At 51.7% G+C, this 18,357-nt stretch carries 12 protein-coding genes; 8 read left to right on the top strand and 4 right to left on the bottom strand.

What is annotated here, in order from left to right; genetic code table 11:
* Positions 1-238 precede the first annotated feature (238 nt).
* The 3 genes from KUF55_RS10595 to KUF55_RS10585 all read left to right on the top strand — a co-directional run bounded on the left by KUF55_RS10595 (position 239) and on the right by KUF55_RS10585 (position 7,352).
* Positions 239-1,885, top strand: a complete 1,647-nt coding sequence (locus tag KUF55_RS10595) for a stealth conserved region 3 domain-containing protein (RefSeq protein WP_218816610.1) — start codon at positions 239-241, stop codon at positions 1,883-1,885.
* Positions 1,886-1,959: 74 nt separating this feature from the next.
* Positions 1,960-3,474 (top strand): glycosyltransferase, encoded by a 1,515-nt coding sequence (locus tag KUF55_RS10590; RefSeq protein WP_218816609.1) that lies wholly within the window; start codon positions 1,960-1,962, stop codon positions 3,472-3,474.
* A 1,220-nt stretch (positions 3,475-4,694) separates the two neighbouring features.
* Positions 4,695-7,352 carry a stealth conserved region 3 domain-containing protein gene (locus KUF55_RS10585; RefSeq protein WP_218816608.1) on the top strand — a complete coding sequence of 886 codons (2,658 nt, stop codon included), beginning with the start codon at positions 4,695-4,697 and terminating at the stop codon, positions 7,350-7,352.
* Between the two features lie 522 nt (positions 7,353-7,874).
* Here KUF55_RS10585 and KUF55_RS18765 read toward each other — a convergent pair.
* The 4 genes from KUF55_RS18765 to KUF55_RS10570 form a co-directional block, all read right to left on the bottom strand.
* The gene (locus KUF55_RS18765; RefSeq protein ID WP_255556968.1) at positions 7,875-8,003 is read right to left on the bottom strand and encodes a hypothetical protein; all 129 of its coding nucleotides are present in this window, start codon (positions 8,001-8,003) and stop codon (positions 7,875-7,877) included.
* Positions 8,004-8,743: 740 nt separating this feature from the next.
* Entirely contained in the window at positions 8,744-10,039 is a 1,296-nt protein-coding gene (locus KUF55_RS10580) for a Stealth CR1 domain-containing protein (protein ID WP_218816607.1), read from the bottom strand.
* Between the two features lie 364 nt (positions 10,040-10,403).
* Entirely contained in the window at positions 10,404-11,093 is a 690-nt protein-coding gene (locus tag KUF55_RS10575; protein WP_218816606.1) for a response regulator transcription factor, read from the bottom strand.
* A 5-nt stretch (positions 11,094-11,098) separates the two neighbouring features.
* Positions 11,099-12,286, bottom strand: a complete 1,188-nt coding sequence (locus tag KUF55_RS10570; RefSeq protein ID WP_218816605.1) for a sensor histidine kinase — start codon at positions 12,284-12,286, stop codon at positions 11,099-11,101.
* Positions 12,287-12,455: 169 nt separating this feature from the next.
* Here KUF55_RS10570 and KUF55_RS10565 point away from each other — a divergent pair, with 169 nt between their 5' ends.
* The 5 genes from KUF55_RS10565 to gltX all read left to right on the top strand — a co-directional run bounded on the left by KUF55_RS10565 (position 12,456) and on the right by gltX (position 18,342).
* Entirely contained in the window at positions 12,456-13,514 is a 1,059-nt protein-coding gene (locus KUF55_RS10565; protein ID WP_218816604.1) for a 3-isopropylmalate dehydrogenase, read from the top strand.
* 100 nt (positions 13,515-13,614) lie between these two features.
* On the top strand, positions 13,615-14,709 hold the full coding sequence (locus KUF55_RS10560; RefSeq protein ID WP_218816603.1) for a branched-chain amino acid aminotransferase: 1,095 nt from the start codon (positions 13,615-13,617) through the stop codon (positions 14,707-14,709).
* A 98-nt stretch (positions 14,710-14,807) separates the two neighbouring features.
* Positions 14,808-15,923, top strand: a complete 1,116-nt coding sequence (gene galE / locus KUF55_RS10555; protein WP_255556966.1) for a UDP-glucose 4-epimerase GalE — start codon at positions 14,808-14,810, stop codon at positions 15,921-15,923.
* A gap of 3 nt (positions 15,924-15,926) precedes the next feature.
* The gene (locus KUF55_RS10550) at positions 15,927-16,688 is read left to right on the top strand and encodes a fumarylacetoacetate hydrolase family protein (protein WP_218816602.1); all 762 of its coding nucleotides are present in this window, start codon (positions 15,927-15,929) and stop codon (positions 16,686-16,688) included.
* A 148-nt stretch (positions 16,689-16,836) separates the two neighbouring features.
* Positions 16,837-18,342, top strand: a complete 1,506-nt coding sequence (gene gltX / locus KUF55_RS10545) for a glutamate--tRNA ligase (protein WP_218816601.1) — start codon at positions 16,837-16,839, stop codon at positions 18,340-18,342.
* Positions 18,343-18,357: the final 15 nt, after the last annotated feature.

Raw genomic sequence — 18,357 nt, 5'->3', positions numbered from 1 at the left:
TTCGAACATGAAAGAGGTCCGTGCGTACGGTACAATTTAGTAGTTCGAAAAGACTTACATCACTGAGTGCGCAGTCATACAGCTCTATGCAACGCTGGAAACTAGGGACAGTTCGGCTTGTCGAGCCAACTTGCTGGGCTAGGAGACAGATCCTTAACTATCACGCAACAGACTAGTTCTGTGGCTTATGTCGACCAATTGAAAAGGATATTTTATGCAACTTTCAATAAATCTTCCCATGAACAAGGCCAAGCAAGTACGCAGGCAAGTTCAATCGATTGTTAAATCGCAAAAAGAAAGTCAACAAAAGCGTCGAAATATAACGAAGTTTCGTCAGCATAATTTACGTTCTGATCTCCTCATACTCCCTGCCGGCGGAAAGAGTATGGTATTCAGGATAACCGAACACCTTAATTTATCACAAATAAAACGTGAAACGCTTGAAAAATTTGAAAATCTTCTCCATCAGCAGTCCATAGAATATTGGCAGTTTGAGAAGAAGTTCGATGAACCGAGCACTTTACACCTCTCCGAATTGGATCGCGAGAAGCTTCTTCATTTGATTCGGACACGTCCTGAGTTCAACCATTGGTATTTCCAAGCGATTGGGATTAACGGTAAAATTCAGTCCGAGCCGAGTCTCGTGACCAACTTGTCAAATCGTTGGAAAATGTCAGGAATGAAAGTCTACGAACGAGTCGCTTTCGATTCGGAATCGAGCTTCAGGGCTGGTTCTTCCCAAGGTATAGAGTTCAATTTCTGGCAGCATGGCGAAAAGTTTGCAGAGGAACCTATTGAAGGCGCAGAAGGCCAAAAGGTTGTTTCGGTTCCAATCTGGAATCCGGTTGCGACGACGCTACCAGATTTCCGCCATGATCAGCTATCTTTCGAGGCAGCTCTACGAAACGCACAATCGAAAAGCTCAACGACGATCGACTTCGAAGTTGACGCGGTCTTCACCTGGGTCGATGGCTCCGACAGCCAATGGCAAATGAAGAAGGCGGAAGCGCTGCACATACTCGATGAAGATCAGTTTGTAGGCAATGCGGTTTCAGATGCCAGATTTGCTGATCATGATGAACTTCGATACAGCCTACGGTCTATCGAGCAATTCGCTCCTTGGATTCGGAAAATTTGGATTGTGACGGCAGGCCAAAAACCCGAATGGCTAGATACATCTAATCCGCGAATCGAAATTGTAGATCACTCAACGATTTGGCCCGATGAGATAGGATTACCCAATTTCAATTCACATGCAATCGAGTCAAATTTGCATCGCATTCCAGACCTTGCAGAACATTTTCTCTATCTAAACGATGACTTTATTTTGTCTAGAACAGTTTCTCCAGAAACTTTCTTCTATGGAAACGGAATGTCAAAGGTATTTTTCTCCAAGGCTTTAGTTGAGTTCGATGAGGTTTCGGAGCTTGATAATGCGTCAACTGTAGCTGCCAAAAATGCCCGAACTGCACTCCTTTCTAGAGGGTATACATCATTTAGCCGCAAGTTCTTTCATACTCCAAACCCCCTCCGAAAGTCAGTTATTGAAGCGGCAGAGCGCGAGTTTAGTGAGGAGTTTAGAACTACGCGCGCGGCACAATTTCGAGAAGCAACCGACATTGCTGTTGCTGGTTCCTTCTACTTCAACTATGCGCTTGCAACGGGAAACGCAATACCCGGTGAAATCCGTTATGACTACATTGACCCAGCAACTAGAGACGGACGTTCAAGGTTTGCAAAACTCATTCGACGACGAGATAAGGATTGCATAGTCATTAACGACGGCTCCACGCCCGAGTCTGATGAGCAGCGCATTGAAACAGACGCCTTTATTCGAGGAGCCTTGCAGCGACTCCTGCCGGCAAAGAGCACTTTCGAACTCTAGTGGGATTACGCTAGCCAATAACCAGGTAGGGCATTCACCTCAATTCCCTGTTGATTCAACGTTAAGGTACATAAGTGCGAGTAGTTTCTATTATTCCGAGTTTCGGAACCGGCGGTCTAACTGGCGCCGTTCTCAATAGATCGATTCTATTATCGGCTACCGAGAATGATGTTTGTATATTTACTTACGAATTTGCTATCAACTATCGTGATGTCGTTGATGATCTCAAATCACAGGGTAAGTTGAAGGACGATATTGTAGTCGTTAATCCGTACGATTATTTTTTTGAAAAATATAATGCTGATAATGCTGATAATGCTGATAATGCTGATAATGCTGATAATATCGCGGATTTGCGACCTAAGGCCTACCGCATAGAAAGCAAAACCCTAAGCGGAAATTTTATTCGCATAGGTTACGATATTGAAGGAGATAAAGTATGGCGATCATTTACTAAATCAGGAAATAAACGCGAATTCCGCCTAGAAATACTTGATCGAGTTGGACGGATAGTTCAAGTGGATCATTTCGATTCGTCAGGATTTAGGCGCCAGTCGGACGTTGTATCTAATGATATTATTGTTTCTACAAAAATGTTTTCTATAAATGGATTCTGTTTTTTGCGAACAGAATTCAGTGAAAAAGGCCGCATTGTTGGCGTGCAGGCTTTCAGCCCTACTTCTGAAAAGGTTAAAGTTTTCAAAAGTATTTGGGACTGGAGGCGGCAATTTTTCAAGGAATTTGTGGCGGCTGCGGGTGATGTACTCATCTTGTGCGATGGTAACAACGTGCCCGGTCAATTCTTAAGGCTCAAGAGCACCCGCCATAAAATAGTTGCTGTCATTCATATGAACCATTTGGACGATAAGGGTAAACTGAAAAAACAGTATGAGGCCTACTTCGAAAGATTGTCCGAATTTGATGCAGTGATAGCTCTGACTTCCGAACAAGCCGCTGACCTGCGGAAATTTTCGGGTGGAACGGCGAATATTGTTGTAATTGGTAATCCACTGCCAGTGGCCTCGATTCTTGATACTCAGCGTACGAGAGATGCCGTCATCGTGTCCCGTCTCGTCGGGGGCAAAGGTCTCGACGAAGCTATTCTGGCTGCCAAATTGGTTGTCGAATCATATCCCGGTTTTAAACTGGATATTTTCGGAACAGGACCACTTGAATCGACGCTGAAGAGTCTCATTAGTGAACTTGATTTATTGGGAAACGTACGATTGTTGGGCCAAACGAAAACACCACTCCAAGAATTTGCTTCGTCTAAAATTTCTCTCTTTACCTCGCGAAGTGAGGGGTTTGGCTTGACTATTGCGGAGTCCCTAATGATGGGTACCCCGGTAATATCGCTCCCATGCTCCTATGGTCCAAGTGAGCTTATTCAGACCGGTTACACGGGTAATCTGCTACCTAATCGAGACATGAGGCCTTTCGCCGACGCCATACTCGAGTTGATACATAACCCTGCAAAGCAACGTGAGTTTGGTGCGAATGGAGTAAAGTGGATCGAGGCGAATTTTGGTTCTGAAACTATTCACAGTAAGTGGATTGATATTATTCGTCGAATCAGAGCCGACGCGTAACTAAATATTAATTTTTGCCTGTCGTGGTCGACTTGTCTGTATCTCGTTCTCCGAGTTGTTCGTTTGATCGATTGTTAAGTTTTATGCTTATTGGTTAAAAAATAAGAGTAGGTTTGTTATTTTAATGGTAATGAATAATCCGGGGATAGTTTTGTATACAGCATTAAGCAAGGGGATCTCTTGATGGCCAAGAAAGATGAATCGTCGCTCCATGGGGGGAGGAACCGTGGCTTCCAACGTTCCCTTGCACGCTTAGCTCCCAAAAGGAACATTCTCCCGGCCTCGTTGCGAGTCTTGGTTGAACGTAAGGTGCAAGAGGTTGAAGCCAAACTTGACATCCGTCAGCCTGAGGTTCGAGATATTGAATTCGTTTTCGATGACGGTGCTTTCCTCAACTGGAGGGTTGCGGCAGGGGCCACCGCTATAGTATTGACACCCAGAATTCCAGATCCGGAAGAGCGGATCGAATCCGCGGTAGGGGATCCTGGCCCTAGCCATGGGTTTGTGGACTTGCGGAGTTTGGAGCAGGACTCCTACGAGATTTCGGCGAAAGTTGGATGGCGACGTGTTTCGATCAGAGCTATACGGGCCGAGTCTCTAGAATTCACGCGAAACGAGGGAGTAACCAATGGAAGCCGTTGGGTTATTCAGCACGAAGAATCCGGTGCTGTAAACCTATTGCGTATCAACGAATTGGACATGGCGCCCGTCGTTGTTTCTATTGATGCGGGGCTTGGTGTTCTGAACTTAGCGGTTGCGCCTCTCGTGGGTACTGGATGGCGGGTCCAGCTCAAACGCCGTCGAACAGAGGTCATGACTGCTAGTGGTCCGCCATTGTCGGAAATCGGCCTACGGCAGGAATTTCGGCTTTCGACGCCGGAATGGATCAAAGCTAACCTTGCTCTTGACGGTAAGGAATCAGCCTGGGATGCATACATAACTAACGTTGAACGGCCGGTGTCCCCAATTCGACTTCAGTGGGGCGGTAGCAGCTCAACCAAGCCACGAGAAACCGTTAGGTTCCGTTACACATCCTCGTGGGCGGTAATCGGAGAAGTTATTCAGATGAGACCCTATTGGACCTTAGATCAGCACTTGGCTGTTGCTCTCGTGAGACTGAAGAATGACGAAGGAACTCACCTATGAAACTCACCTATGTACTTACCACTTCCGACGCTCGCGCTGGAACTGAGCGAGCGTTCGCGTTCCAGACGCGCGCTATGGCGGAGCACGGACACGAAGTTACAGTAGCAAGTGTCTATCAGGCGCCTGATTCGGGCTTTGATTTTGGCGACGGTGTACGTACAGATTACATAACTCAGCTTAGTGCGCGAGAGGGGCAGGCGAGTTTAGTTATTCCGCGAGAATGGGACGATCAGTTTTGTAGCGCTACTGACTCTGCGCTGTTCCAGTACTTCAGTGCTTGTACTGCAGATATCATCGTCACCTCTACCCCGGCATTGACGGTATTTGCACTTCTGGCCTGTCCTGCATCAGTGAAAGTCGTCCAACAAGAACATCGAAACTCTATGGCTCGGGGATCTACTGCGGAACCTATTCTGCGACATTCTCCTCGGGTAGATTCGATAGTTGCGCTTACCGAACGAAACAAGGAATGGCTTCAAAATCAATGGGGTTCGCGTGCGCCGCGTGTGGACGTTATTCCGAATGCACTGCCGAACATTGGTCGCCCTAGGAGCAGTGGTACTCAGAAGGTTGTAATGGGTGCGGGTCGACTGGTTAGTGCAAAGGGATTCAGTACCTTAGTGCGGGCCTTTTCAAGAGTTGCCGATGAGTTCCCGGATTGGCGTCTCCGGATTTTCGGTGATGGTCCAGGACGAGAACAGGTAATTGCGACCGCACGCAATTTGGGAATCGCCCGCCAAGTCGAAATCTTCCCCCCCACGGATGAAATCGAGCAGGAATGGGCTCGGGCTTCGATTGGAGCGCTTGCCTCTGTTTCGGAAGGGCTTCCACTCGTGCTACTGGAGGCGCGCGGGGCAGGACTGCCCTTGGTTTCTTTTGACTGCGAGACTGGACCTCGCGAAATTATCGAGCATGGTAAAGACGGTTATCTCGTTCCAGTAGGTGATGTCGGTGGCTTCGCCGAAGCCCTCAGGATTCTTATGGGCGATGAAGGCAAAAGACTCCAGATGGCAGCGAGGGCCACAGAATCCCTACAACGATTTGCACCGGATGTGATTGCGACGCAGTGGGAAACCCTTTTTCAGGAGCTCGTGAAACGTCCACTATCAGCTCGTCAATTACTTGATATCGGAAACGAGGGTGCTGAGAATGGGGGCCTGAAAACAAGCGGTGTTTCCGAAAAAGCAATTAGTGGGTCCTCTCCGAGCTCTCGGCTGCTTCGTTCGAAGGCCAGCAGTGTCGATTCGAATGAACTGAATGAAGCCAGTAAAAACGGGAATTCTGGTGACTCGAGTGTTATAGCTGTCACTCTCAGTGAGATCCTTCCGGAACGGGCTCGTGAGAATAATCGCCAGCGTTTGGAGGAGATGTTCGAAGGGAGCCACTTGCGCTGCCGAGCATTAAAGTCAACAAGGGGCATGTCATGGGGCGTTCGGATGGCGGACCGAAATGCGGTGCTCGAGCATCTCGTACAGACCAATCCAAGTGACCTGGAGGTGCGCCTTTATGCGGGTCGTACCCGTTTGGATATGGATGGGGTGAGCTGGCGGACCGACCGCGATGAAGTGGCATGGGCAGATGTGAGTCGGCTTTTTATTTTCCATCATTTCGGGGTGAATGGAACGCGACGCCATGTTGGCTTTGCAGCAGGCATAACTCTCGAATTTTGGGACCTTGATGAACGGAGGCCGGATCTTTATCGGGCTCCACGAGTGAATTTCGAAGTTGATCATCTGAGTTCCGACCAATTCAACCAACCTCTCTTTGCACTCTGGGTACCATCGCTCAGTCGTCCTTTGTGGTCTAGCGTAGAATTTCCCGTAGATGTCGTATACACCTGGGTGGACGGATCAGATAAGGTCTGGCGGCAAAAACGAGACGCGAATTCAGGGGAAACTGTACCTTCGACTTTAGCCGGCGGTGAGCTTCGATTCCGAAATCGAGATGAGTTACGGTACTCATTGCGCAGCTTGTATGCCCACGCGCCTTGGATTCGCCATATCTACTTGGTTACAGACGGGCAACGTCCTGCATGGCTGAAGGATCATGAACGCATCACTGTAGTTGATCACCGCGAATTGTTCCCAAATAGTGAAGTGCTCCCTGTGTTTAATTCGCACGCGATTGAGACAGTATTGCACCGTATTCCAGGGCTTTCCGAGCACTTCCTGTATATGAACGATGACGTATTTTTGATGAAGGATCAACAGCCGGAAAAGTATTTCACGTCGGTCGGGCAAGCTCGATTCTTCTTATCATCGACAAAGATTAACGACCTTGGGTTTCGAGCTGAACCGCATGAAGCAGCTGGAATGAATAATCGAAGGCTAGTCGAGCGGGACTTTGGAGTAACAATTACTCAGGGAATGTTGCACACCCCACATCCGCAACGAGTCTCAATGCTCGAGAAGTTATGTGAACAATATTCCGAAGAAATAAGTACGACACGAGCGCAACGATTCCGGAGTGGAAGCGACATCTCACTTATCTCGTCGTTGGCACAGTACGCTGGCTATATGGAGGGTGCCTACATTCAAGGGGAGTTGAACGTAAGTTTCATCCCTTTGGGTGCTCCGGACACTCTGAGACGGCTTTCTCAAATGAAGTTCACTAACTTGGATTGTCTGACATTTGGCGAAGCTGAGAGTGATCCGAATCCTGATTACACACAGGAGATCGCCACAACGTTCATGAAGTCCACATTCCAAATTCCGGCTCCGTGGGAGATTTGAGCGGTTACTGAGATGGAAGATTGAGCAGTCACGGAAATCATGCCGCCGACAAGACGGTGGCATGATTTCCGCAAGACCTTACTGTGGTTGACGCTACACGCTGGAAAACATGCACACCTGGTTCACCCGTTCCGTATAGTGAGTATTCGACGCTTTGGGGATCACCCATTAGCCGAGATTCTTCACAAAGGTGCCGGTTGGCTGCTTCATAGCCTCAGGAGGTTGCGCTCGTCCGGCTTCTTGGTGGTGGCATTCCGACTATGCGGTAACGTTCTGGGCCTTTATAGGCAGCCCTATCCGATCTTGTGGAAACACGGGTGGAGAGCAAGTTGCCGAATAGCGTCAGAAGGTACGTCTGTTCTGGCTTGATGGTACTGCTGTTCTGGGAACACGGTACCGTTCAAGGACCTTTTGCGATCCTCTGATTTGGTCGCCACACAACACGGTGCGGCGAATCGATCAGAGGAGAAATCCCTTGGTGGATTATCAAGCCATAATGTCCTTGGTGTTCAAAGGCCTCACTTATGAGGAAATCAGCGATTCGGTGGGCTGTTCACGTCGTGATGTCTCGGCCGTGAAGAAAACCGCCACCACCGCCACCACCGCCGGCATCACCACCGAAAGCTTTCCAACGATGACCGTAGCAGACATTGAGTAGCTCTTCCCGGACGGGCGCAAGACCGTTTCCTAGGACTATGCGGACCCGCATTTCGTTTCAGTCGTCGAAGAGATGAAACACAACCGGTACTTCACCTTGCAGCAGGGCTGGGTGAAATACCTCGGCTCAACCAGCGAGCAGAAGAAATACAGTTACTCCTAATACTGCGCACTATTCAGCCGGTTCGCCGCCGTCAACGACGTCGTGGCCACCCTGCAACACGAACCGGGCAAAGCAATGTTCGTGGACTGGGTCGGCCCCACGCTACCGGTGGTGGACACCGTGAGCGGGGAAGTCAGCAAGGCGTACTTTTTTGTTGCTTCGCTACCGTATTTGCCAAATAGCGCCTCTTAGTAGTGATGTTCTAGCGACCCGGTAATGCTTCTTCTGGGCAGGGGGGTAGTGCGTTTCCGGCGAAGCGGTAGTGCGCCCAGAGGTTTTTCCGTATTTGCCAAGAGCCCGTCATCGGTTCTTGGCCAATACAACAAAAGCTCGATGCGGTACCACTTCGCCAGAAAGTCAGTACCTGCAACGCGGCGGGTGCGGTACCAAGTCGTCAGAACATAGGTACCAACAGACGCTATTCAGCACAAGTCTTGGACACGATGACTTGATGACGCGCCAAGACGGAATCACCCGCTCCGTCGGGAACCAATTCGTTAAGTCTCGGCTGCGCCGACGGCCGCGTTGGGCATATTTACCAAGAAGAATTGTCGCTTCGCAAATGTCGTTATTATCGTAGCTCAGCGCCAGATTTCCACGGGAAGTAATTTTGTAGAAATCCACGGATCATGGTCGCTTCGGTCTCGTCGCTTGCTAGTCGAGACGAGACCTGATTGAGGCAAAAGACAGTCGGTTCGTCCCAGAGGAGCAGCCGTGAGAGTTCAACATCGGCGCGCACGGAACTAACGTCAACATATCTGTAGCTGATGTCGGCAGAGACGGCCGTACCGATAATATTGCCAAAATGGTGCGCCAAGTTTGAAGGTAGGGCAAGGTCGGAACGGTGGCGAAATTTTTTGACGATTGTTTCGTCCAAATCTCTGCGGAAGTGATCGGCTGCCATCTTGAGCGTACTTAAACGCTGCGCGTGAGCAGTGTGCTTAAATTTCTTCTTCGCTACGTATCCGAATTTCTCTTCCAGAAGCCGTTTGTTATTGAAAGCGGCCCAGTTGCTGGGGAGGTCAGTTATGGATGGATCTGCGGGGACAAGATTATCACTTTCAAAGTATTTACTTTTACCATCTTTGGTGAAGAAGGTTTCCGGTGTACACCAGTCTCCTAAGAAAACATCGTCATTAAAATATAAGAAATGTTCACTTAATCCAGGTATTCGGTGAATATTTGCTTCTATAGCGTGTGAATTAAATGTTGGAAGATCTAGATCTGTATCAAATATTTCTGCGTGCGCAACTACAGTGATCAGAGGGTTATCCTGATCCAACCATTGAGGAACCTGGCCGTTCGTAACGATGTAAATATGATTAACCCAAGGAGCGAACATCTCCAAAGATCGAAGAGAGTATTTTAACTCTTCTCTGTCTTGGAATCGGACGATATCGGAAGACGTTGGTGGGGCATTTGACCCAAACTGGGCCAGAGCTTCGGCATAGTCTTTTTTCCACTTGGGATCCTCGCTATTCACCCACGTGTAGACCACGTCTATGGGATATTCAAAGGAGGAACCTAACCTATTACCCGTTGTCTCAGTTCCGTCAGATACGGGGACGCTAATGGCCCTAGCCATATTCTTACGCAGCGAATGGGCAAGAAGTGATAAATGCAGCTCTCTTTTCAAGCTGGACGACTCGAAGATCATGCCACTTGCGTCGAAGGCAGCCATCGCATTCGCAAACGAATCGTTGATGATATCGAAGGTAGCCTTACCGTAGGCTGAGCCTTCTAGATACTCGCACCCTGCTGTATCCAATATAGAACGGACAAAATCGGCAGATAAATTTCTGATCTCACGTATGGACGCAGCTCTATGGATAAGCGGTGTATTTCTCTGAGAAGATACTGTTCTCAAGCGGTCTACGAGCCTGTACGAGGAATGGGCGATCTTCCACACCGGAGATGGAAGTATTGATGCAAAACGTCCTCTCCATCCATTCACTACGATGTTCTTTCCATCCGTCCAGGGTTATGCCGCGCAAAAGTCCGTCATCTACACGGTGGGCACTTCAACGAGAGTCCGGTGAAATAATATCATCGATCGAAATACGCTGTGTATCTGAGTAGATCTGGTTCCAAAGTTCGAACGGTGTCTCAAAAACTCCGGTTTGGTGGATCTGTCTACTTTCCTTTCACATGATCGATGAAGAATGGCGCTGGGACTGCATGGATCTAGAAAACGTTCGTCCTTGCTTTTGCATTCGAAGAAACTGAATCGCTTACGGTGTGACGACTCCCGTTTCGTAGGCAATGACAACCGCCTGAACTCGATCGCGCGCACTGAGTTTGGCCAAAATATGGCCAACATGGGTTTTGACGGTGGCTTCGGATAGAAAAAGTTCCGTTGCGATTTCGGGATTTGATCTGCCATTGGCGATGAGTGAAAACACTTCATGTTCTCGTCGGGTCAGGGATTCCACAGCCTTTACATGGGCACTGTCAGGGAGCGTCGTACTGCGAAGCATTGGCGCGACGTGGTCTAGGAGCCTGCGAGTGGTTGAAGGGGCAATGACCGCGTCTCCACGGTGCACTGTTCGGATCGAGTCCAAGAGTTCTTCCGGGGGAGTGTCTTTGAGAAGAAAGCCACTAGCACCAGCCCTAATGGCCGACAGTGCGTACTCATCAAGATCGAATGTGGTGAGGACGATGATTTTTGGTCCAGGAACGTCTTTAGCTTTCCCTGCTAGTAAATGTTCGGTAGTTTCAATCCCATTCATTTCGGGCATTCGGACATCCATGAGAATGACATCCGAGCAGGCAAGGGCCAAGGACGAGATCGCTTCTCGACCATTCGAGGCTTCGGCGACGACCTCTAAGTCGGTCTGTGAATTGATAAGCATCCTGAATCCGCTTCTAACTAAAAGCTGATCATCGACGAGTGCAACCCGGATGGGATTATCTTTAGGCAAGTCTCTTATTCCTCGGTGTAGGGGATAAATACGTTTGCACGAAAGCCGCCACCGGCCTGTGGTCCTGCATCAACGCGCCCGTCATAGAGTGCAACGCGTTCGATCATGCCTCTTAGTCCTTGGCCGGCATCAGAAGACGTTAGCGCTCCGGCGCCCCGTCCATTGTCAGAGACCTGCAGGTTGAAGCCCCGGTTGTCCCATTGAAGTGTCACTCTCACGGTGGTTTCTGGGCCGGCATGCTTGAGAACGTTTGTCAGTGCTTCCTGCACCGCTCGGTATGCGGTGAGTTCTGCACCGGCGGGAAGTTGCCGTCGGGCGCTGCCTCGCTGTTCAAATATGATTTGGAGGCCGATTTTTCGGGTGGCTTCCAAGAGGGCGGGAATGTCAGTGAGCGTCGGCAGGGGGCGGGTGGATGCTTCGTCATCACTTCGCAAGACACCGAGCAACCGACGCATCTCTCTCAAGGATTCACGGCCTGTTTGCGAAATGGTGGCAAGAGTTTCTCGCGCGATGTGAGGATCTTGTTCACTGGCATAGCGAGCGCCGTCGGACTGTGTAATGATCACCGATAGGGAATGGGCCACTATGTCATGCATTTCTCTGGCAATGTGGCTGCGTTCATCCGCAGCAGCGAGCAAACGTTCTTGTTCCCGCTCAATTTCTAATCGACGGGCCCGATCTTCCAGTGTCTGCATCGTCAAGCGGCGGGTGCGGACCAGATCCCCGAACGTCCAAGCGACGAGAACCACCAATCCTAGGCCAACAAACGAGGCAACGCTCTCGTACAGCGATTGTGAACTAGCTAAATATGAGTAGCGGAAGCTGCCTAAAAGCGCTCCCACAAATCCTGCCGATAGCCCCACTATTGACTGCCATCGTTTGCCGAAGGCGGCTAGCGTATAAACAGTGATCGGAACGGCGACCTGCGAGGGCATCATCTGATCCATGGTGAGAACTTGGAGTAGATGAGCAAGCACAATCACTGTTGCGACAAAACCCAAATGGTTTCGACGCCAAATGAGCGGAAAGGTTTGGGCAATGGCCAGGACAGCGGCGAAATAACCGTATCCATTGGCAGAGAAAGCGACTCCCGATATGACGCCAAAGACGAGAAAAATAAAAAGCCCGAAGATGAGGTCCATCTTGGCTGGATGCTCTCGAATCCATTTGTCTATGGTGCGGTGCGGCGTCATTCGTTTCCTGGGTAAAAATCTTGGAGGAGTCTCTCGCAACAAGCCTACGGTGAATTGTCACGCGGTTACTCATGCCAAGGCATGAGATTTGGAGGTAGCGTCACCACCGTTGACCATATTGTGAGACGGGTTGCTCACATAGTGATACGAGTCGATAAACTCATGTGTCATGAGCGAATCCTTGAATATTGCCGTCATTCCAGGTGATGGCATTGGTCCTGAAGTCATTGCCGAAGCAGTTAAGGTCTTGCAGGTGGTCACCGTAAACACCGGTGTAAACCTGAAGTTGACCAACTACAAACTTGGTGCCGAACACTGGCTTGAGACCGGTGAGACGCTCCCCGAAGAGACACTCACCGCCTTGCGTTCCCACGACGCTATCCTCTTTGGCGCTGTGGGTGCCGCACCGGGTGACAGCCGGATCCCCTCGGGCTTGATCGAGCGAGAGATGCTTCTCAAGCTGCGCTTCAGTCTTGACCACTTCGTGAACCTGCGCCCCTCCAAGCTTTACCCAGGAGTTCCGAGCCCGCTGGCCAATCCCGGTGAGATTGACTTCATCGTGGTACGAGAAGGAACCGAAGGTCCTTACGTGGGTAACGGCGGTGTCCTTCGTGCCGGGACCCCTCATGAAATCGCCACTGAAGTTTCCATTAACACTGCACACGGTGTTGAGCGCGTCGTGCGCGATGCGTTCCGCCGCGCTAATGATCGCCCACGCAAGCACCTGACGTTGGTCCACAAGCACAATGTCCTTGTTTTCGCCGGACACCTATGGCGACGTGCGGTGGAAGCCATCGCCCCAGAATTCCCCGAGGTCACTCACGATTACTTGCACGTGGATGCGGCAACCATCTTCATGACCACTAACCCCTCGCGCTTCGATGTCATTGTCACCGACAATCTCTTCGGTGACATTTTGACCGACCAAGCTGGCGCCATCACCGGTGGTATCGGCTTGGCGGCTTCTGGAAACATCAACATGGATCGCACCGCACCTTCCATGTTTGAACCGGTACACGGATCTGCTCCGGATATTGCCGGTCAGCAGAAGGCTGATCCGACGGCTGCCATCCTCTCGACGGCTCTCTTGCTCGACCATGTGGGCTTGCCAGAGCTGGCCCGTCGTGTTGAGGTAGCCGTCGAAGGCGATATTGCATCGCGTGATGAAATGACCGACCCGCGCACCACGAGCGAGATCGGCGATGCAATCATCGCCGCACTGGCTTAGGGTGGAACGTAGGTTCATATAGAAATCAAATCTTAGGCTGGGAAGTCCATTAGGGCTTGCCAGCACTGATACCCAGTCGAAGAGGAAGCCTGACGGCATCATGGAATTCATTGAAGATCTCTCAACACACCGAAAAAGTGATCAGGAGCGCGCGGAAATACTAGCCAACCCGGGTTTCGGGGATTTCTTCACCGACCACACGGCCGTCATTGATTGGGCAGCGACAGCTGAAGACTCCACAGGTACCTGGAGCAACGCCCGCATCGAGCCATACGGTCCGATTGCCATGGACCCAGCCGCCTCGGTTCTGCATTACGGCCAAGAAATCTTTGAAGGCCTCAAGGCATACCGACATGCTGATGGCAGCGTCTGGACGTTCCGCCCACATGCCAATGCGGCCCGGTTGAACCGTTCGGCCGAGCGGCTAGCTCTCCCGCAGCTTGATGAGGACGTCTTTGTCGATTCGTTGCGGAACTTGGTGCGCGCAGACGTTCAGTGGGTTCCCAACGGCGAAGGGGAGGCTCTCTACCTCCGCCCCTTCATGATTGCCACCGAAGCATTCCTGGGTGTTCGCGCAGCTCGAAACGTCTCCTACCGAGTCATCGCTTCCCCCGCAGGAAACTACTTTGGCGGTGAGCTGAAGCCAGTAGGTATCTGGGTTTCCCATAATTACGCTCGTGCCGGCCGTGGCGGCACCGGTTCGGCGAAGTGTGGCGGAAACTATGCTGCATCCTTAATTGCCCAACTCGAAGCCGAACAAAACGGTTGCAAGCAAGTGCTCTTCCTTGACCCATTCAACAATGAGGCCGTTGAGGAACTTGGGGGCATGAACGTCTTCTTCGTGATGAAGAGCGGAAAGCTTGTCACACCGCGGCTGACCGGCACCATCCTTGAAGGAATTACTCGTTCCTCGATCATTCAATTGGCACAAGATCGTGGGCTCGAAGTTGAGGAACGCACCATCACCTTGGGGGAATGGCGTGAAGGTATCGCCAACGGAGACATTGCTGAGGTCTTCGCTTGCGGCACAGCCGCAGTCATCACACCAATAGGTGTGTTGAAGAACGGCGACGAGCTCATCGGCGATCCGGAAGCAGTCGCAGGTGCAATCACCATGGCTCTGCGCGATGAATTGCTTGGTATTCAAACCGGAGCGGTAGAAGACCGCCACGGCTGGCTTGAACGTTTGGTCTAACCACATCGTCATTATCGGGTAGGGGAAGGAATTCTTAAGAATTCCTTCCCCTACCCGATATAAAGGGAATGCGAGGTATTCTCCGTAGACTAGGGTCCATGAGAATTTTGGTCACCGGCGGCGCCGGCTACATCGGCTCCCACACAGTCTTGTTGCTTCTGGAAGAAGGGCACCAAGTTCACGTCCTCGATAATTTGAGTAACTCCTCGCCCGAAGCGCTGCGGCGTGTTGCCGAGCTCACGGGGCAGCGAGCCCACCTACATGTTGGTGACCTATTAGATCAGGAACGTGTTGCCGAGGTCTTAGCTGCGGCGAAACCCGAAGCCGTCATACATTTTGCTGGCCTCAAGGCGGTCGGAGAATCGGTTTCCAAGCCGTTGACGTACTACCGCAACAACGTCACCGGAACCCTGAACTTGCTCGAAGCGATGGATGAGCACGGGGTTCGAACGCTGGTCTTCAGTTCCTCGGCCACGGTTTACGGGGATACCGTCGAGCTTCCCATCAACGAATCCACCGCCCTTTCTGCAACCAACCCCTATGGACGCACCAAGCTTCACATTGAGTACATGCTTGATGATCTCGCAGCCTCTGATTCACGGTGGTCGATTGCTAAATTGCGCTACTTTAATCCGGTTGGCTCACATGAGTCTGGCCGTATCGGTGAAGACCCCCAGGGTACTCCAAATAACCTCATGCCCTTTATCGCCCAGGTAGCCGTTGGTGTACGAGAAAAAGTCAACGTCTTTGGTGGAGACTACCCAACTCCGGATGGCACTGGTGTTCGCGACTACATTCACGTTTTGGATCTTGGGGCTGGCCACCTAGCAGCCTTGGAATACTTGCAGGATCATGGTGGGCTACATGCGTGGAACCTGGGCACGGGCAACGGTTCTTCGGTACTGGAAGTTATCCAGGCCTTCGCTCGTATCTCCGAGAAAGAAGTTCCGTACGACATTGTTGACCGACGCCCGGGGGACGTCGCCGCAAGCTACGCTGATCCAACCTTGGCCCGTGAAGAAATTGGGTGGAAGGCCGAACGTGGTCTCGAACAAATGGTTGAAGACATGTGGCGATGGCAGTCAGCAAACCCCACCGGATATCCAGACGAAGAATCCGATGGCGTAGATGACGAGGATCAAAGTGAAGAAGATGTGGCTAAGGCCTCGGCGGCACAACGGGCATCTAGTAGCCACAAAGCCACTAAGCTGTAAACCATGCGTATTGCTCGTTTTGTCGTTGACAGTGACCCCATGTACGGCGTCGTGGAGGATGGCGAGGTTCTCGTCATCGCCGGCGACCCGTTCTTCCAAGGAATCAAGCCAACCGGCGTCAAGCACAAGCTTGAAGACGTCAGGTTGCTCGCCCCAATCATTCCGCGCTCAAAGGTGGTGTGCTTCGGGCGTACCTATGCAGACCACGCGGCAGAATTGGGTAACGAGGTTCCGCCCGAACCACTGATGTTCCTGAAGCCCAACACGGCGGTGGTTGGAACCGGTGACCCAATCACATTGCCCAGCTTCTCGGAGGAAATATCCTATGAGGGCGAGCTGGCAGTTGTTATTGGACGTATTTGCAAGGACGTTCCGGCCGACAAAGCCCAGGATGTGATTTTTGGTTACACGATTGCCAACGATCTGACCGCGCGCGACGCCCAGCGAACAGATGGTCAGTGGGCCCGCGCTAAGGGCTGGGACGGCTCGTGCCCGCTGGGTCCATGGATCCAGACCGAGCTTGATCACGAGGACACTCAATTGATGACCCGCCTTGACGGCGTTGTGGTCCAGGACGGCAACACCTCGGAAATGGTGTGGGGCGTCAACGATCTGGTTGCCTATGCTTCGGCCGCCTTCACTCTGCTTCCGGGCGATGTGATCCTCACCGGCACACCTGCAGGTGTTGGCGAAGTGGTTGACGGTCAGCGCGTGGAAATTGAGATCGAAGGCATCGGAACTTTGAGCAACACCTTCCGTCGCTAAATCTTTGAAATAGAGCCATAGATTGAACTAAGAGGTTAGGCGCTTTCATCCCCGAGTAGGGGACGAAAGCGCCTAACGTGCTTTACCGACAGGCCGCCTGTACTCTCTTGACGGGCCGAGCGAACTGGCGGCATAGAATGGGTACATCATGACTGATGTATCCCTCATTCCCACCGTGACCGATGAAACCCCCGTCCGCGTACGCTTCTGCCCGTCTCCGACCGGCACCCCGCACGTTGGCCTGATTCGTACAGCCCTGTTTAACTGGGCCTATGCGCGCCACACCGGCGGAAAAATGATTTTCCGCATTGAAGACACCGACGCCAAGCGCGACTCCGAGGAAAGCTACAACCAGTTGCTAGACGCCTTGGACTGGCTGGGTATCACCTGGGATGAGGGCGTTAACGTTGGTGGCCCACACGAACCGTACCGCCAGTCCCAGCGTGGTGACATCTACGCCGACGTCATCGCCAAACTTCGCGCAGCGGGCCACCTCTACGAGTCGTTCTCTACTCCAGAAGAAGTGGAAGCCCGCCACAAGGCCTCCGGCCGCGACCCGAAACTGGGCTACGACGGATTTGACCGCGAGCTAAGCGAAGACCAGATTGCCGGATACCGTGCAGAGGGTCGCGATCCCGTGTTGCGGGTGCGCATGCCGGATGAAGATTTGACGTTCACCGACGTCGTGCGCGGGGAGATCACCTTCAAGGCGGGATCTGTTCCTGACTTCGTTGTGGTTCGTGCTAACGGGCAGCCGCTCTACACGCTCGTTAATCCCGTAGATGATGCCTTGATGGGCATTACCCACGTGCTGCGCGGTGAAGACTTGCTCTCTTCCACTCCACGTCAGATTGCCCTATACCGCGCTTTGATCGACGTGGGAGTGGCCGAGTACATGCCACTGTTCGGTCACCTGCCATACGTTATGGGCCAAGGCAACAAGAAGCTTTCAAAGCGTGATCCGGAATCCAGCCTCTTCCTGCACCGCGATCGCGGATTCATTCCGGAAGGCCTTCTGAATTACCTTTCTTTGCTTGGTTGGTCACTCAGTGCGGATGAAGACATCTTCACCCGAGACCAGCTCATCGAAGCATTTGATGTCCATAACGTGCTTTCCAACCCGGCGCGCTTTGATATCAAGAAGGCTGAAGCTATCAACGGCACCCATGTTCGTATGCTCGAGGCAGAAGACTTCCGCAACCGTCTAATCCCGTACCTCCAGGCCAATAACTTGGTGGGGGAGCAGCTGAGTGATCGAGAGAATGAAATTCTCTCGGAAGCAGCCCCGCTTGTACAGGAACGCATCACGCTGCTCGGTGAGGCGCCAGAAATGCTTGAGTTCCTCTTCACAGAGGACTCTGCAATCGAGCCGGCCGCCGATGCCCTGAAGGGACTGCCGGAAAACACGGCAGAGATTCTTGACGCGGGCATCGAAGCGCTGGAGTCTGCCGCGCGATGGGATGCCGAGACCCTTCAGGACGTCTTGAAGTCGGCATTGGTGGAAGGAATGGGCGTTAAGCCCCGCCACGCTTTTGGTCCGATTCGCACCGCAGTTTCGGGAAAGCGTATTTCACCGCCACTGTTCGAGTCGATGGTCATTCTTGGCAAAGAGTCTTCACTGAACCGGGTGCGCGCCTTCCGCGCCACCCGATAGCTAAAGAAGCCATCA

Source organism: Paeniglutamicibacter sp. Y32M11 (genome assembly GCF_019285735.1).
GTDB lineage: Bacteria > Actinomycetota > Actinomycetes > Actinomycetales > Micrococcaceae > Paeniglutamicibacter.
Note: the sequence above shows the minus strand (reverse complement) of the source record. Positions and strands in the feature narration are given on the sequence as shown.

Excerpts from the sequence above, each read along its gene's own strand:
- KUF55_RS10560 (WP_218816603.1), top strand. The coding sequence starts at position 13,615 with ATGGAATTCATTGAAGATCTCTCAACACACCGAAAAAGTGATCAGGAG.
- KUF55_RS10565 (WP_218816604.1), top strand. The coding sequence starts at position 12,456 with ATGAGCGAATCCTTGAATATTGCCGTCATTCCAGGTGATGGCATTGGT.
- KUF55_RS10585 (WP_218816608.1), top strand. The coding sequence starts at position 4,695 with ATGGCGGAGCACGGACACGAAGTTACAGTAGCAAGTGTCTATCAGGCG.
- gltX (WP_218816601.1), top strand. The coding sequence starts at position 16,837 with ATGACTGATGTATCCCTCATTCCCACCGTGACCGATGAAACCCCCGTC.
- KUF55_RS10595 (WP_218816610.1), top strand. The coding sequence starts at position 239 with ATGAACAAGGCCAAGCAAGTACGCAGGCAAGTTCAATCGATTGTTAAA.
- KUF55_RS18765 (WP_255556968.1), bottom strand. The coding sequence starts at position 8,003 with ATGTCTGCTACGGTCATCGTTGGAAAGCTTTCGGTGGTGATGCCGGCG.
- KUF55_RS10550 (WP_218816602.1), top strand. The coding sequence starts at position 15,927 with ATGCGTATTGCTCGTTTTGTCGTTGACAGTGACCCCATGTACGGCGTC.
- KUF55_RS10570 (WP_218816605.1), bottom strand. The coding sequence starts at position 12,286 with ATGACGCCGCACCGCACCATAGACAAATGGATTCGAGAGCATCCAGCC.
- galE (WP_255556966.1), top strand. The coding sequence starts at position 14,808 with ATGAGAATTTTGGTCACCGGCGGCGCCGGCTACATCGGCTCCCACACA.